The organism is Salinibacterium sp. 10G20-15 (assembly GCF_057365065.1).
The window spans coordinates 212328-224561 of the sequence record NZ_CP195118.1 but is presented as its reverse complement, the minus strand read 5'-3'; the positions used below and the strand labels follow the sequence as shown (position 1 = coordinate 224561).

Here is a 12234-nt window from a genome sequence, read left to right as displayed (position 1 = left end):
GTATCGCGAACGAACCTGTACGGCACGAAATTATTACGCCGGGGCGGGAAAGTGATTCCGGTGAACGACGAGCCATCCCGATGAAGGATGAGCGCGGATGCCGGATGCCGGATGCTGAATGCTGGCTGCCGGCCAACGCCTTAACGCAGCGATGGCGGCGACCCCCGTGAGGAATCACCGCCATCGTGAGCAGTTGCCGAGGTCGGTTGCGACCTAGGCGCTCGCGCGGAGCTCTTCGGTCTTCGCGCGGGCGGCAGCGAAGCCAGCCTGGAGGTCAGCCTTGATGTCCTCGATGTTCTCGAGGCCCACCGAAAGGCGAACAAGCCCAGGAGTGACGCCCGCGGTCAACTGCTGCTCGGGGGAGAGCTGCGAGTGAGTGGTGGATGCCGGGTGAATGATGAGGCTGCGCACGTCACCAATGTTGGCAACGTGACTGAACAGCGAGACACCGTTCACAAAAGAGCGACCAGCGTCGACGCCGCCCTTGAGCTCGAAGGAGAGAACTCCACCGACACCCTTGGGCGCGTACTTGTTGGCGCTGGAGTACCAGGGGCTCGAGGGGAGACCGGCGTAGTAGACGGTGTCGACATCCTCGTGAGCGTCGAGCCACTCAGCGATTGCTTGAGCGTTCTGAACGTGACGTTCAATGCGCAGGCTGAGGGTTTCGATGCCCTGAATGAGCGAGAACGCGCTGTCGGGGGAGATAGCGGCACCGAGGTCACGCAGCAGCTGCACGCGCGCCTTGATGATGTACGCAATTCCGTCGCCGAGTACTCCCGTGTAGCTCGCACCGTGGTACGAGGGGTCGGGCTCGGTGAGGCCGGGGAACTTGTCGACGTTCTTTGACCACTCGAATTTGCCGCCATCCACAATGACGCCGCCCAGAACGGTGCCGTGACCGCCGAGGAACTTCGTGGCCGAGTGCACCACGATGTCGGCGCCGTGCTCGAGCGGGCGAATGAGGTACGGGGTGGCGATGGTGTTGTCGACGATCAGCGGAACTCCGCTGGCGTGAGCAACGTTGGCTACGAGCTCGATGTCGAGAACGTTGATGCGTGGGTTACCGATGGTCTCGGCAAACAGGAGTTTGGTGTTGGGGCGTACGGCGGCGGCCCACTCTGCAGCGTCATCCTGGTTCTCGACGAAGGTGGTTTCGATGCCGAGCTTCGCGAGCGTGTACTTGAAGAGGTTGTAGGTTCCGCCATACACCGACGATGACGACACGATGTGGTCGCCTGCCTGAGCAATGTTGAGAATCGCGAACGTGGTGGCCGACTGGCCCGAAGCGAGCAACAGCGCTGCGGTGCCGCCTTCGAGGGCGGCAACGCGCTGCTCGACGACATCCTGAGTGGGGTTCTGGATGCGGGTGTAGATGTTGCCGAACTCGGCGAGTGCGAAGAGGTTCTTTGCGTGATCCGCGTCGTTGAACACGTACGCGGTCGTCTTGTAGATCGGAGTGGCCCGCGAGTTAGTCGTGGGGTCAGGCTGCGCGCCCGAGTGGATCTGCTTGGTTTCGAAGTTCCAGTCGCTCACGGCGGCCTCCTTGTATCTCTGGGTGGGTCGGGACATCCGCCACACTGTGAGCCTAAGGAGCCCCCGTGGGGCGGTCAATCACTCGTGAAATATGTCGTAACTCAACGTTTTTGGGTAGACAGATCGTTCTCTTTGGGCAAGGGAACGAAGACCCAATTTGGTTTTGGCTCGATCAGGGGGCGGAAGATCCTCTTCACGATCGGCATGGAGAGTACGAGCGCGATTCCAATGGAACCGAGGATCATGCTCACGAGCCACATGGCCGAGGCCCGCTCATCCAGCAACAGTCCGCTTTCGCGCAGCGGGTACAGAACGAAGCTGTGCAGCAGGTAGACGTACATGGTGGCTTGGCCGGCATCCGTTACCCAGGTGTGACGACGGGGAACCAGAGCGAAGAAGGAGGCGCTGAGGATGACGGCGAGCACGATGAGTCCCAATCGCACTCCACCCGCCCACCATTGGTCTTCGCCGAGCCCGTGATACGAGGCATCGTAGAAGAACCAAAAGCGCAGATCGATGGTGCGCCAGAGCTCGATGTTGCCGAGAATGACCGCCATGAAAGCTGCGAAGATCGTGGCGGCGAGCGCGCGTAGGAGCACGACGAGACGTTCCGCGACGTTCCAGCGATCCATCAGACCCCACTCGCGTAGCTTCCAGCCGAGGACAAAGAACGGGAGGATGCCGATGGCGCGAGAGAGTGAGAACGTGCTGTCGACGTTGTCGAGATACCCGACACCGATCGAGGCGATCACTGCCCAGAGCAGTGGCCACCGAACCTGAGCCAAGTAGGGGAGGATGAGACGGAAGATTCCCAGCGCGAGTAAGAACCACAGCGTCCAGCTGGGTTTCGAGGGATTGAGGTCGGTCTTTCCTTCGACCAAAAATTTCACGAGAGTCCAGATGGTCTCCATGATGAAGTACGGCAGGATGATGTCGGTGATCACCCGGCGCATCTGAAGTGCCGTCGGGGCCCCGGGCTTCGAGAAATAGCCGCTGATGATCGCGAACGCGGGCATGTGAAATGCGTAAATGAAGAGATAGAGCGCGAGAGCGTGATTCGAGTCGTAGGTCATCCGCTGAATGCCGTGGCCGATCACGACCAGAGTGACCGCAAGAAAGCGCGCGTTATCCCAGTGCGGCAGGCGCACCTTGGCGGTGCGAGCAGGCGGGGGCGTAGTGAGAGAAGCTCCGGTCATTCGTCGAAGTGTAATACCGCTACTTTGGAAGAATGGTGAATCGGCGAGTAGTAGTTACAGGAGCAAGTTCGGGCATTGGCGAAGCGACCGCGCGACGGTTCGCGAAACATGGCTGGCAGGTGGTGGCTGTAGCGCGTCGCGCTGATCGACTTGCCGCTCTCGCCGCCGACACCGGCATCGAAATCTTCGTTGCCGATGTGACGAAACAGGATGACGTCGAAGCGCTCGCCGCTTTCTTGCGTGAGCTCGGCCCCATCCACGCTCTCATCAACAACGCGGGTGGTGCGCTCGGCGTCGCTAGCGTAGAAGAGAGCGATGCGGATGACTGGCTGCGGATGTTCGACGTGAACGTCGTTGGCACCAAGCGCGTCTCGAGCGCCCTGCTGCCGCTGCTGCGCGAAGCGATCGTGGAGGGGGACACAGCGAGCATCCTCATGGTCACCTCCATTGCGGCTTCCGTGCCGTATGAGGGCGGCAGCGGCTACAACGCCGCCAAGTTTGCTCAGCACGCACTCACGGCTGTGCTTCGCCTTGAGCTTGCCGGGGAGCCGATCCGTGTAATCGAGGTTGCGCCCGGCATGGTGAAGACCGAAGAATTCTCTCTCGTTCGATTTGGCGGTGATGCGGCCAAGGCTGACACCGTTTATGAAAACGTGCCTGACCCGCTCGTTGCCGAGGACATCGCGGAGACGATTGTGCACGCGATTGAGCTGCCGCCCTTCGTGAACCTTGACCTCGTGACGGTGAAGCCTGTTGCCCAGGCCGCACCGCACAAGATGATCAGAGGCGAACTTAAGCCGCGCTAGTCGGCGACGGTAGCTTCGTCGCTCGCTTCGCTGCTAACTTCGTTGCTCGGTTCGGTCGGTTCGAGTTCCTCGAAGTCGTCTACGACATCCGCGAACGCGAGCTTCGGTACCAAGAACAAGAGCGCGGCTGCGAGAAGAGCGCCAGCACCGCAGATCGTGAACACCGTCAGGTAGCCGAACAAGCTCGATGCGGTTTCGGTGACCGCGGAGGCAGCTCCGGCGAGCAGCACGATGGCGAAGATTGCCGAGGCGAACGAGCCACCGATCGTCTTTGTGGTGTTGGTCAGCGCCGTGGCGATTCCGGTCTGGCCGCGCGGGGCAGCCGCAGCGGCTGCGGCGGGCAGCGCGCCAACGAGGGCACCCGAGCCGAGGCCCGCGATGCTCATGTTGAGGAAGACGCTCAACACCGTGGAGTGGAACGGTAAGAACATCAGGTAGCCGGCGGCGACGAAGAAGGTGGCCACGATGAGTGCCACGCGGGGACTCTTCCACTTCGACAGAATCGGGAAGAGAAGCGCGCCGACGATCATCGATACGAGGTAGGCACCGATGATGTATGAAATCTCATCGGATTCCATGCCGAGCCCGTAGCCGTTGATCGGGTCGGTGCCGGCGAAGGTCGCGAGCGGTGCCTGGGCGCCAAGCAGGCTGATACCGACGAGGCCCGCGGTGAGTTGGATGGGCCACATGCTCGGGTCGCGCAGCATCCGAAGATCGATCGCGGGGTCTTTTTGGCGCAACTCGTAACGACCCCACGGGATGAAGGTCGCAACACCAGCGAGCATGACGAGGTAGACCCACCAGGCGCCGGGCCCGTTGATGCGCAAGAACGTCAGGCCCGAGGTGATCAGCAGCAGGCCGATCGTGAGGAGCACGAAGCCCCAGAAGTCGAGGGTGCGGCCGGGCAGCGGTTTCGATTCGGGGACACCGAACAGGATGACGAAGAAGACGATTGTCACGGCAATCGCGGGGATCATCAGAGTTTGTTGAACGTTCTCGCCGAAGGCTTTGAAAATGCGGCCGCCACCGAGGGCACCCATGATGGCGCCGGCTTCGAGAGCGACGACGAGGAATCCCGCAGCGCGGCGGGTTTGGGACGCGCCCATGCCCGTTGTGCGTCCGCGGTCAAAGATCAGCGCGACCTCCAGCGGGAGCCAGACAACGTAGAAGCCCTGCAGGGCCCACGCAATGAGAAAGCTCGTGAAGTCACCCGTGAAAGCAAGCCACCAGGTGGCGCCCGCGGTCAGCACGGTCGAAATCAGCAGGATGCGCTTGTGGCCGTGCATGTCGCCGAGCTTCGCCAAAATCGGCACCACGATGGCACTCAGTAGTAGCTGGGCGGCCTCGAACCAGTTGAAGTCAGCATCGCGGATGCCCAGATGCTGCACTAGGTCGGGGATGAGGGGGATGTAATACCCCTGCAAGATTCCGCTCACTAGCTCGACAAAGAAGAGGTAGCCGATGAGGCCCACGGTGATAGCACCGGACTTGCCGCGCAGGAATGACATGAACGGATGCTATCGGTAGACAGGGCGCGCATTAGCGTAGTGACATGGACTTGAGCAGTGTCGACCCCGGGTGGTCTCGCGCACTACACCCGTTAGGGGCACAACTGGATGCTGTTCAGGCATTTCTTGACGCCGAGACCGTCGCCGGCCGCGACTGGCTCCCCAAGCCGGATGCCGTGCTGCGGGCGTTCGAAGCGCCCCTTGATGACGTGCGAGTACTCATCGTCGGCCAAGACCCGTATCCGACGCCGGGGCACGCCGTGGGGCTCGCGTTCTCGGCCGACCGGGCGGTGCGACCGCTACCTCGGAGCCTCGCCAACATTTACACGGAACTGAATGACGACCTCGGCATCCCGCCCGCGGCGCACCCCGATTTGAGTGCGTGGCAGAGCCAAGGCGTGCTGTTGCTCAACAGGGTTTTGACGGTACAGGCGGGGGATACAGGCTCCCATCGTCGTCACGGCTGGGAAGAGATTACCGCCCACGCGATTCGGGCGCTCGCGGCGAGGCCGCAGCCACTCGTTGCCGTGTTGTGGGGCAAGGATGCGGCATCCGTCGCCCCGTTGCTGGGGGATACGCCGGTGATCGTGAGTGCTCACCCGAGCCCGCTCTCTGCCCGCCGCGGGTTCTTCGGTTCGAAGCCATTCAGTCGAGTGAACGCGGCGCTCCAGGCGCAGGGCGCTGAGCCCATCGACTGGCAAATCGACCCGTCACCTGCCCCCTAAAATAAGAGCCTCGTCACCCTCGGGGCGAGACAGTTTTCACCACTTACCTTCTTTGTCACAACACCTCGGGAGCAGCCATGGCACACCACTTCAGAGACGCCATCGCAGCGGATGATGTGGCGCTCGCCGAAATCTACGGCCACTACGTGAGCACGACCGTCGTGACCTTCGACATCGTTGAAGTCACGCCCGAGATCATGACGGCCAAGCGAGTCGCCGTGGAAGAGTCAGGGCTACCGTTCATCGTTGCGGTCGACGAAAAAGAGCGCGTGCTCGGTTACGCCGCCATGTTCCCGTGGCGCCCCAAGGCCGCCTACAAGCACACCGTCGAAGGCTCGATCTATCTGTCTCCCGCTGCCACCGGTCAGGGCGTGGGTGGCGCTCTGCTCACCGAACTGCTTGAGCGTGGACGGCAGATAGGCATCCGCGAAGTCATTGCCGTGATCTCGGATGAGGGCACCGAGGCTTCCGTGCACCTTCACCAGAAGCTGGGCTTCGAATCCATCGGGCACCTCACGCGCGTCGGTTTCAAGTTCGACCGCTGGGTCGGCACGTACCTGCTGCAGAAGTCGCTCGACGCGTAGCTCTGACACAGGTTTGGCCCTTTGTGGCGAAACGAAACGTAGCCAGTTAAGGTTAGCTGTGTACGTTTCATTTCGTAGAGGAGAGGCGATGAAAGTAGTCAGGCCGAAATCTGCTGAGAGCGCTGCGACAAACCGGAGCGGTCTCTACCGCGATGCACACGCGGGGAAGTGGGAGCGGATCGCCCGGGGTCTCTACCTCCCCGGCGGTTCGCCCGCGGCAGACTGGGACCAGATTGAAGCTTCAGTGCGGCGTCCTGAAGCTACAATTTGTCTCGTCTCCGCCCTCGCATACTATGACCTTACTGACGCCATCCCCACTGAGCTTGATGTCGCCATTCCCCGGGGCGCGCGCGCGCCGGTCGCCGACGGGGCCATCCGTTGGCACCGGTTCGACAAAGCGAGCTTCAGCATCGAACGCGACGAAATTCCAATCACGGGAAGCTCCCACACCATTGGTATCTACACACCTGAGCGCACCATTGCAGATTGTTTCCGTCTGCGAGCAATGACTGGCTATGAAATTCCTCGGGAGGCGCTCAAGGAGTGGCTTCGCCGCGGCGGTAAGCCAGCCAAGCTTGTGCAGGCTGCCGCGCAGCTGCCGCGCACCAAGACCCCAGTCCTAGCCGCTTTGGAAGCTCTCTCGTGAATGGCGATGAAGTCTTTCGACGGGTCCAAGCAGCTGCGCGCGCGAGCGCTGCTGTGGACGGTTCTCCTGCGCCCACACAGGAGTACCTAATTCGTCACTCGCTGGAGTCGTTCCTCGACCGGCTCAACCGCACCGTGCACGCACGCGACTTCGTGCTCAAAGGGGGATTGCTGCTCGGGGCGTATGGGGTTCGCCGCCCGACCAAAGATGCAGACTCAAACGCTATAGCGGCGGATGTCACTCCAGAAAATCTCAACCAGATAGTGCGCGACGTAGCAGCCGTTGATGCAGGTGACGGGGTTGAGTTTCTGCTCGATACGCTCAGCATTGCAGAAATTCGAGACGATGCTGAGTATCCCGGCGTGCGCGTTCGTGTACAGGTAGAAGTGAGTAGCTGGCGGGGAGTTGTGGCATGGGACGTATCCGCTGGCGATCCCATCGTCCCGGCTCCGCGTGAGGTCACGTTGGAGCGAATTCTCGGAGACCCCATCACGCTGGTCGGATACGCGCCGGAGTCGACTGTCGCCGAGAAAGGCGTCACGATTCTAGAGAGGGGCATTACGAGCACTCGCTGGCGGGATTACGTTGACATCGCTACGCTCAGCGGCGCCGGTCTCGACGCTGCAAAGCTCCTAGAAGCAGTGCGCGCAGTGGCCGCCTACCGGGGAGTGAGTTTGTCACCGATCGCCCCGATTCTCCAAGGATATGGTGCATTGAGCCAACCAAAGTGGGCAGCATGGCGCAAGAAGGAACGTTTAGAAGACGTCTGCGCGGAAAAATTGGACGATCAGATTGCACAAGTCGCTGCTATCCTCGACCCAATCTTCGTACAAGGTTCTGAATGATCAGGCGCTGCATTCGCTGCTGGCTGAGGCTCCTAGCTCGTGAACATGGCGATACTCCGCATAGCCATCAATGAGTCGGCGGTCAGTAGAAGCACTGTCGAGGTCACCGGCAGAAGTGGTTTGCAGTGCGACCGGCCCGCCAGCATCCCTAGGCAGGGTGGCGGTGCCGGAACTATCGGAGGTTTGTTGCACAGCCGAGAGGCCATCCCAGGTTTGGGTGGTTTTCTCTTTCAGGCACGCCTGACCAGCGTGGCACCCTCGTGGCTGCTTGCGAGGTCATTAACGCCGGATGCCCGATCCTCCGCGACGGAGAGCCGGGCATCCGGTCTGAAAGAAGTATTCGATTGTGAATGTGTCGTTTGTTCTTGACTAGGCCGCGTTGCGCGGAGTTGCGCGCCGTAGCAGCGTGAACCCGGCCACGGCGCTGATCGCGGTGAGTAGGAGGCTCCAGGCGGCGACGCCGAGCACGCCGAGGTCGACCAACGTGGCGCCCACTGCCGACCAGGAATCGGTGAAAGTCGCCAGCGCAATCAAGCCCACGAGCAGCGCCGCAACGACAATGAAGAACATCGTCACGCCGGTAGCCTTCCACCGCACCCAGACAGCGGCAATCGCTGATCCGAAGAAGAGGAAGAACAGGAACGCCACGAACTGCACGAAGATGCGTTCCGCGATGCCCGCCCCGAAGTAGACGGGCGCAAAAATGGTGACGCCCATTCCCCAGCCGCCAGTCATCGTTTCGGCGGCCGAAATAATCGTGAGCCCGGCGGTGTAGATCACGGCGAGCACCACGAATGTAAGCGCGCTTCCGAGGTAGTAGTCGCGCCGCGTGACGCCGTAGCCGAGAGCAAACGGGAACGTAATGCTGATCGCCTGGATCGCCACGACCATCATGTAGATGTAGATGAAGAAGCTCGATCCGGAGAACTGGGTACCTTCTAGTGCGCCAGCGCGGTCGGCAGGATCGATCGCCGAGTAGATCAGCCACCAGATGGTGAGCATGCCCACAAAGATCACGCCGAGAATGATCCACGGCAAGCCGAGGGTCGTCCACGGGTTGGCGAAGTGCAGCTTGGCCACACTCGTGATGCGCTTCAGGGGGCTTGCCGGATGGGCGAGAGCCGTTGTTGTGGTGGTCATGCGCTGGCCTCGAATTCCTTGGTCTCGGTGCGGGTGAGTTGGATGATGAGCTGCTGCAACGACACCGGTGACAGTTCCAGCCCGGCAGCGTGCGCGTCGCGGCGCTCGCTTTCGCTGAGCCCGGCAACGGTCACGGAGCTGAGCCCGCCGATGCCGTCGCGGTGCAAAACTTCCCGGTTGCCGATGAACGCCTCGACGGCGGTCTTCATGCCGACAACGTTGGTGGCACGATTGCGGAGAGTTTCGGCATCCTCGTTGATGAGGAGCTTGCCCTCGTCGATCACGAGAACGTGTTCGAGCAGGTTGCTGACCTCGTCAATGAGGTGAGTGGAGAGGATCACGGTGCGCGGGTGGGCGGCGTAGTCCTCCAGAAGGCGGTCATAGAAGATTTGGCGAGCCACGGCATCCAACCCCAGGTAGGGCTCATCGAAGAAGGTGAGCGGTGCGCGAGAGGCGAGGCCGACGATGACGCCGATGGAGGAAAGCTGGCCGCGCGAAAGCTTCTTGATGCGGCGATCGAGGGGGAGGCGGAAGTCGGCGATGAGGCGATCGGCGAACTCTTGGTCCCAGTTGGCGAAGAACCACGGCGCGGTCTTGAAGACGTCTTTGGGGCGGAAGTCTTCGGGGTAGCGCTGGCTCTCTTTGATGAAGCAGGTGTTCTGCAGAACCTTGGCGTTCTCGACCGGAGTTTGTCCGAACAGCGAGATGGTGCCGCTCGAGGCGAATTCTTGGCCGGTGAGCAGTTGCATGAGCGTCGTCTTGCCGGCGCCGTTGCGCCCGAGCAGGCCGTAGATTTTGTTCTCGGCGACCGTGAAGCTCACGTCGTTGACGGCGTTCACTTTGCCGAAGTGCTTGCTGAGGTTTGTTACCTCGATGGTGGAGGTCATGAGTTATTCGCCTCCTTGGCGATCATCTGGGTGAGTTGGGCGGAGTCGATGCCGAGCTTTTCTGCTTCGGCCAAGAGGGGGCGAACGTACTCGCTGCTGAAGCTGTCGCGGCGGGCACCTTTGAGTTGTTCTTGAGCGCCGGTGGCGACGAACATTCCGATTCCTCGTTTCTTGTAGAGAATTCCGGCATCGACGAGCACGTTCACGCCCTTGAGGGCGGTCGCGGGGTTGATGCGGTAGAAGGCTGCGAACTCATTGATCGAGGGAGCCTGGCCTTCTTCGGGCAGTGCGCCGGAGATGATGTCGTTCTCAATGTTCTCGGCGACCTGCGCGAAGATGGGGCGAGAGTCATCCATCTGAGCCTCCTTTCTGAGTGCGGGTGGTGATCTAGCGGTGCTGCGCTGCTGCGGCGGCTAGTTGGTTAGTTGGTGATGTAACTAACCAACCAGCATGGCGGGTCGTTGTCAACCCCCTTAGGCTGAATCCGTGTCAGAACTTCATCGCCTCACTGCCCTTGAGCAGCTCCATCTCTTGCGATCGGGCGAGCTGAAGCCCAGCGAACTCGTGGAGTGCTACCTCGATCGCATCGAACGGCTGAACCCTGAGTTGGGCGCCTTTACGGTCGTGACTCCGGATGCTGCGCGCCAGCGTGCTGCGGAGCTCGAGGCCTCTGGCTCCCGTGCCGCCGCCCTCTGGGGCCTACCCTCGGGCGAAAAAGACTTGTGGGCCCGCGCCGGAGTGCGCACCGCCTACGGATCGCGCGCCTTTGCTGACTTCGTGCCCGAGGTGTCGGATGAAATCGCCGACGTTCTCGATGCTGCCGGCGCGATCAGCCTCGGCAAAACGGCGACCCCTGAATTCGGCCTCCCCGCCTACACCGAACCGCTTTCGGATGCCCCGGCCGTGAACCCCTGGGACACCTCGCTGGGCTCCGGCGGCAGCAGCGGGGGGGCGGCAGTCGCCGTTTCTGCGGGGCTCTTGCCGTTCGCGCCCGGCTCGGACGGCGGTGGCTCGATTCGCATCCCCGCCGCCGCGACCGGACTTGTCGGCCTCAAGCCCTCGCGCGGTCGCGTGCCCGCGGGCAGCGGCTTCGGCAGCCTCGGCCAGCTTCCGGTGACCGGGCCGCTCGCTCGCACGGTGGCGGATGCTGCCTTGCTTCTTGATGGCATCGCCGGCCCTTCGCCGTTCTCGGTCGGCCCACCCTCGTGGGACGGCGGCGCCTTCCTCAACGCCGCGATCCGCGGCGAGGGCACCTTCAGCATCGGCGTCATGACAACCTCGCCGTGGGATGACACCTACGAGATCAGCGTCTCGCCCGAAGCGCAGGATGCTCTCACTCTCGCTCGCACCGCGCTCGACCAGCTCGGCCACGGCAGTGAAGACTTCGCGCTCGAACCCTCACCCGAATACGCCGAAGCCTTCACGGTGCTGTGGCAAGCAGGAGCCGCCGGAATCCCGCTCGATGGCGATCAACTGGAGCTCGTGGAACCCCTCACGAAATGGCTCATCGAAAGCGGACGTCGGATGAGCGCGCGCGACGTGGGCGTCGCCATCGCGACCCTGTCTCGGTTCGAGCGCAGCGTCATCCGCCAATTCTCGACCTACGATGCCGTGCTGACGCCGGCGATGGCGATGACCCCACGCCCGCTCGGCTGGTTTCACGCCGAGGATGCCTTCGAGAACTTTGCGAAGCAAGTGCAGTACACGCCGTGGACAAGCTTCGTCAACGTCTCAGGCCTGCCCGCGATCAGCCTCCCCGTGCACGAAACTGCGGAAGGACTGCCGATGGGCGTGCAGCTGATTGGCCGCCCCGGTCGCGAGGATGTGTTGCTCGCGATTGGTGCGCAACTCGAGCGCCGCTTTCAGTGGGGCTCGCGGCATCCGGCGGCGTTTGGGGCTTAGTCGCTCACGCGCGCGTTTTCGGTCTTACTCTCCGGGTCCATCGCTTGAGTCTGCGGGCTTGCGGCGACTAGCCATCCACGCCAGCGCAGATGCGGCCAAGAAACTTGCCGACGCTCCCAACCACCAGGCCGTACCGAGATCCTTTTCGACCACGACGTAGTCAGGCTCGTCGGATGGTGCCTCGGCGTAGAACGAGCACTCGAGCACGAGCGGCACAACCGTTACCCGCGACGTGGTCTGAACCACGTAATCCGACGAAGACATGCTCGACGGAACGTAGTCTGCGCACGCGGAGTAGCTGTTTCTATCCGACAGGCTTGCGTAAATGACGAGCGCGACCAGCCACATGATTCCCAATATTGCCAACGAAATCGCCGCCGATTTCAGCACTCGTGATCGCTGATCGAGTGGGGTTTCACGACTGTTGGTCATACTCGATCATTGCAGAACGAAATAAATACT

At 61.9% G+C, this 12234-nt stretch carries 13 protein-coding genes; 6 read left to right on the top strand and 7 right to left on the bottom strand.

What is annotated here, in order from left to right:
- Positions 1–213: 213 nt before the first annotated feature.
- Both ACR3YK_RS01065 and ACR3YK_RS01060 read right to left on the bottom strand, forming a co-directional pair.
- Positions 214–1569, bottom strand: coding sequence for a bifunctional o-acetylhomoserine/o-acetylserine sulfhydrylase (locus tag ACR3YK_RS01065; RefSeq protein WP_486175415.1), 1356 nt, complete (start codon positions 1567–1569; stop codon positions 214–216).
- 65 nt (positions 1570–1634) lie between these two features.
- Entirely contained in the window at positions 1635–2729 is a 1095-nt protein-coding gene (locus ACR3YK_RS01060; protein WP_486175414.1) for an acyltransferase family protein, read from the bottom strand.
- 32 nt (positions 2730–2761) lie between these two features.
- On the opposite strand from ACR3YK_RS01060, the gene ACR3YK_RS01055 reads away from it, so the two are divergent.
- Complete coding sequence (locus ACR3YK_RS01055) at positions 2762–3535, top strand: SDR family oxidoreductase (protein WP_486175413.1); 774 nt, start codon at positions 2762–2764, stop codon at positions 3533–3535.
- On the opposite strand, the gene ACR3YK_RS01050 is transcribed toward ACR3YK_RS01055, so the two are convergent.
- Positions 3532–5043, bottom strand: a complete 1512-nt coding sequence (locus ACR3YK_RS01050) for an MFS transporter (RefSeq protein ID WP_486175412.1) — start codon at positions 5041–5043, stop codon at positions 3532–3534. The two genes, ACR3YK_RS01055 and ACR3YK_RS01050, sit on opposite strands and share 4 nt — an antisense overlap.
- A 44-nt stretch (positions 5044–5087) precedes the next feature.
- On the opposite strand from ACR3YK_RS01050, the gene ACR3YK_RS01045 reads away from it, so the two are divergent.
- The 4 genes from ACR3YK_RS01045 to ACR3YK_RS01030 all read left to right on the top strand — a co-directional run bounded on the left by ACR3YK_RS01045 (position 5088) and on the right by ACR3YK_RS01030 (position 7843).
- Complete coding sequence (locus ACR3YK_RS01045; RefSeq protein ID WP_486175411.1) at positions 5088–5768, top strand: uracil-DNA glycosylase; 681 nt, start codon at positions 5088–5090, stop codon at positions 5766–5768.
- A 77-nt stretch (positions 5769–5845) separates the two neighbouring features.
- The gene (locus ACR3YK_RS01040) at positions 5846–6352 is read left to right on the top strand and encodes a GNAT family N-acetyltransferase (RefSeq protein WP_486175410.1); all 507 of its coding nucleotides are present in this window, start codon (positions 5846–5848) and stop codon (positions 6350–6352) included.
- 88 nt (positions 6353–6440) lie between these two features.
- Positions 6441–6998, top strand: coding sequence for a type IV toxin-antitoxin system AbiEi family antitoxin domain-containing protein (locus ACR3YK_RS01035; RefSeq protein ID WP_486175409.1), 558 nt, complete (start codon positions 6441–6443; stop codon positions 6996–6998).
- Positions 6995–7843: a nucleotidyl transferase AbiEii/AbiGii toxin family protein gene (locus ACR3YK_RS01030; RefSeq protein WP_486175408.1), complete on the top strand. Its 849-nt coding sequence runs from the start codon at positions 6995–6997 to the stop codon at positions 7841–7843. Before ACR3YK_RS01035 ends, ACR3YK_RS01030 begins: the two co-directional genes overlap by 4 nt.
- Positions 7844–8212: 369 nt before the next feature.
- Here the strand turns inward: ACR3YK_RS01030 and ACR3YK_RS01025 are convergent, their stop codons facing one another.
- Genes ACR3YK_RS01025 through ACR3YK_RS01015 form a run of 3 tightly spaced genes read right to left on the bottom strand, consistent with a single transcriptional unit; the run spans position 8213 to position 10226 of the window.
- A complete protein-coding gene (locus ACR3YK_RS01025; protein WP_486175407.1) occupies positions 8213–8983 on the bottom strand; it encodes an ABC transporter permease in 771 nt (256 codons plus the stop codon).
- A complete protein-coding gene (locus ACR3YK_RS01020; RefSeq protein ID WP_486175406.1) occupies positions 8980–9870 on the bottom strand; it encodes an ABC transporter ATP-binding protein in 891 nt (296 codons plus the stop codon). The genes ACR3YK_RS01025 and ACR3YK_RS01020 overlap by 4 nt, the downstream gene beginning before the upstream one ends.
- The gene (locus tag ACR3YK_RS01015; protein ID WP_197126406.1) at positions 9867–10226 is read right to left on the bottom strand and encodes a GntR family transcriptional regulator; all 360 of its coding nucleotides are present in this window, start codon (positions 10224–10226) and stop codon (positions 9867–9869) included. Before ACR3YK_RS01015 ends, ACR3YK_RS01020 begins: the two co-directional genes overlap by 4 nt.
- A 130-nt stretch (positions 10227–10356) precedes the next feature.
- On the opposite strand from ACR3YK_RS01015, the gene ACR3YK_RS01010 reads away from it, so the two are divergent.
- Positions 10357–11772 carry an amidase gene (locus tag ACR3YK_RS01010; protein WP_486175405.1) on the top strand — a complete coding sequence of 472 codons (1416 nt, stop codon included), beginning with the start codon at positions 10357–10359 and terminating at the stop codon, positions 11770–11772.
- A 24-nt stretch (positions 11773–11796) separates the two neighbouring features.
- Here ACR3YK_RS01010 and ACR3YK_RS01005 read toward each other — a convergent pair whose 3' ends face one another.
- On the bottom strand, positions 11797–12204 hold the full coding sequence (locus ACR3YK_RS01005; protein ID WP_486175404.1) for a hypothetical protein: 408 nt from the start codon (positions 12202–12204) through the stop codon (positions 11797–11799).
- Between the last annotated feature and the right edge of the window lie 30 nt (positions 12205–12234).

What these genes read in the sequence shown, in the direction of transcription:
- ACR3YK_RS01065 (WP_486175415.1), bottom strand. Translation starts at nt 1,569, where the DNA reads ATGTCCCGACCCACCCAGAGATACAAGGAGGCCGCCGTGAGCGACTGG.
- ACR3YK_RS01060 (WP_486175414.1), bottom strand. Translation starts at nt 2,729, where the DNA reads ATGACCGGAGCTTCTCTCACTACGCCCCCGCCTGCTCGCACCGCCAAG.
- ACR3YK_RS01055 (WP_486175413.1), top strand. Translation starts at nt 2,762, where the DNA reads ATGGTGAATCGGCGAGTAGTAGTTACAGGAGCAAGTTCGGGCATTGGC.
- ACR3YK_RS01050 (WP_486175412.1), bottom strand. Translation starts at nt 5,043, where the DNA reads ATGTCATTCCTGCGCGGCAAGTCCGGTGCTATCACCGTGGGCCTCATC.
- ACR3YK_RS01045 (WP_486175411.1), top strand. Translation starts at nt 5,088, where the DNA reads ATGGACTTGAGCAGTGTCGACCCCGGGTGGTCTCGCGCACTACACCCG.
- ACR3YK_RS01040 (WP_486175410.1), top strand. Translation starts at nt 5,846, where the DNA reads ATGGCACACCACTTCAGAGACGCCATCGCAGCGGATGATGTGGCGCTC.
- ACR3YK_RS01035 (WP_486175409.1), top strand. Translation starts at nt 6,441, where the DNA reads ATGAAAGTAGTCAGGCCGAAATCTGCTGAGAGCGCTGCGACAAACCGG.
- ACR3YK_RS01025 (WP_486175407.1), bottom strand. Translation starts at nt 8,983, where the DNA reads ATGACCACCACAACAACGGCTCTCGCCCATCCGGCAAGCCCCCTGAAG.
- ACR3YK_RS01020 (WP_486175406.1), bottom strand. Translation starts at nt 9,870, where the DNA reads ATGACCTCCACCATCGAGGTAACAAACCTCAGCAAGCACTTCGGCAAA.
- ACR3YK_RS01015 (WP_197126406.1), bottom strand. Translation starts at nt 10,226, where the DNA reads ATGGATGACTCTCGCCCCATCTTCGCGCAGGTCGCCGAGAACATTGAG.
- ACR3YK_RS01005 (WP_486175404.1), bottom strand. Translation starts at nt 12,204, where the DNA reads ATGACCAACAGTCGTGAAACCCCACTCGATCAGCGATCACGAGTGCTG.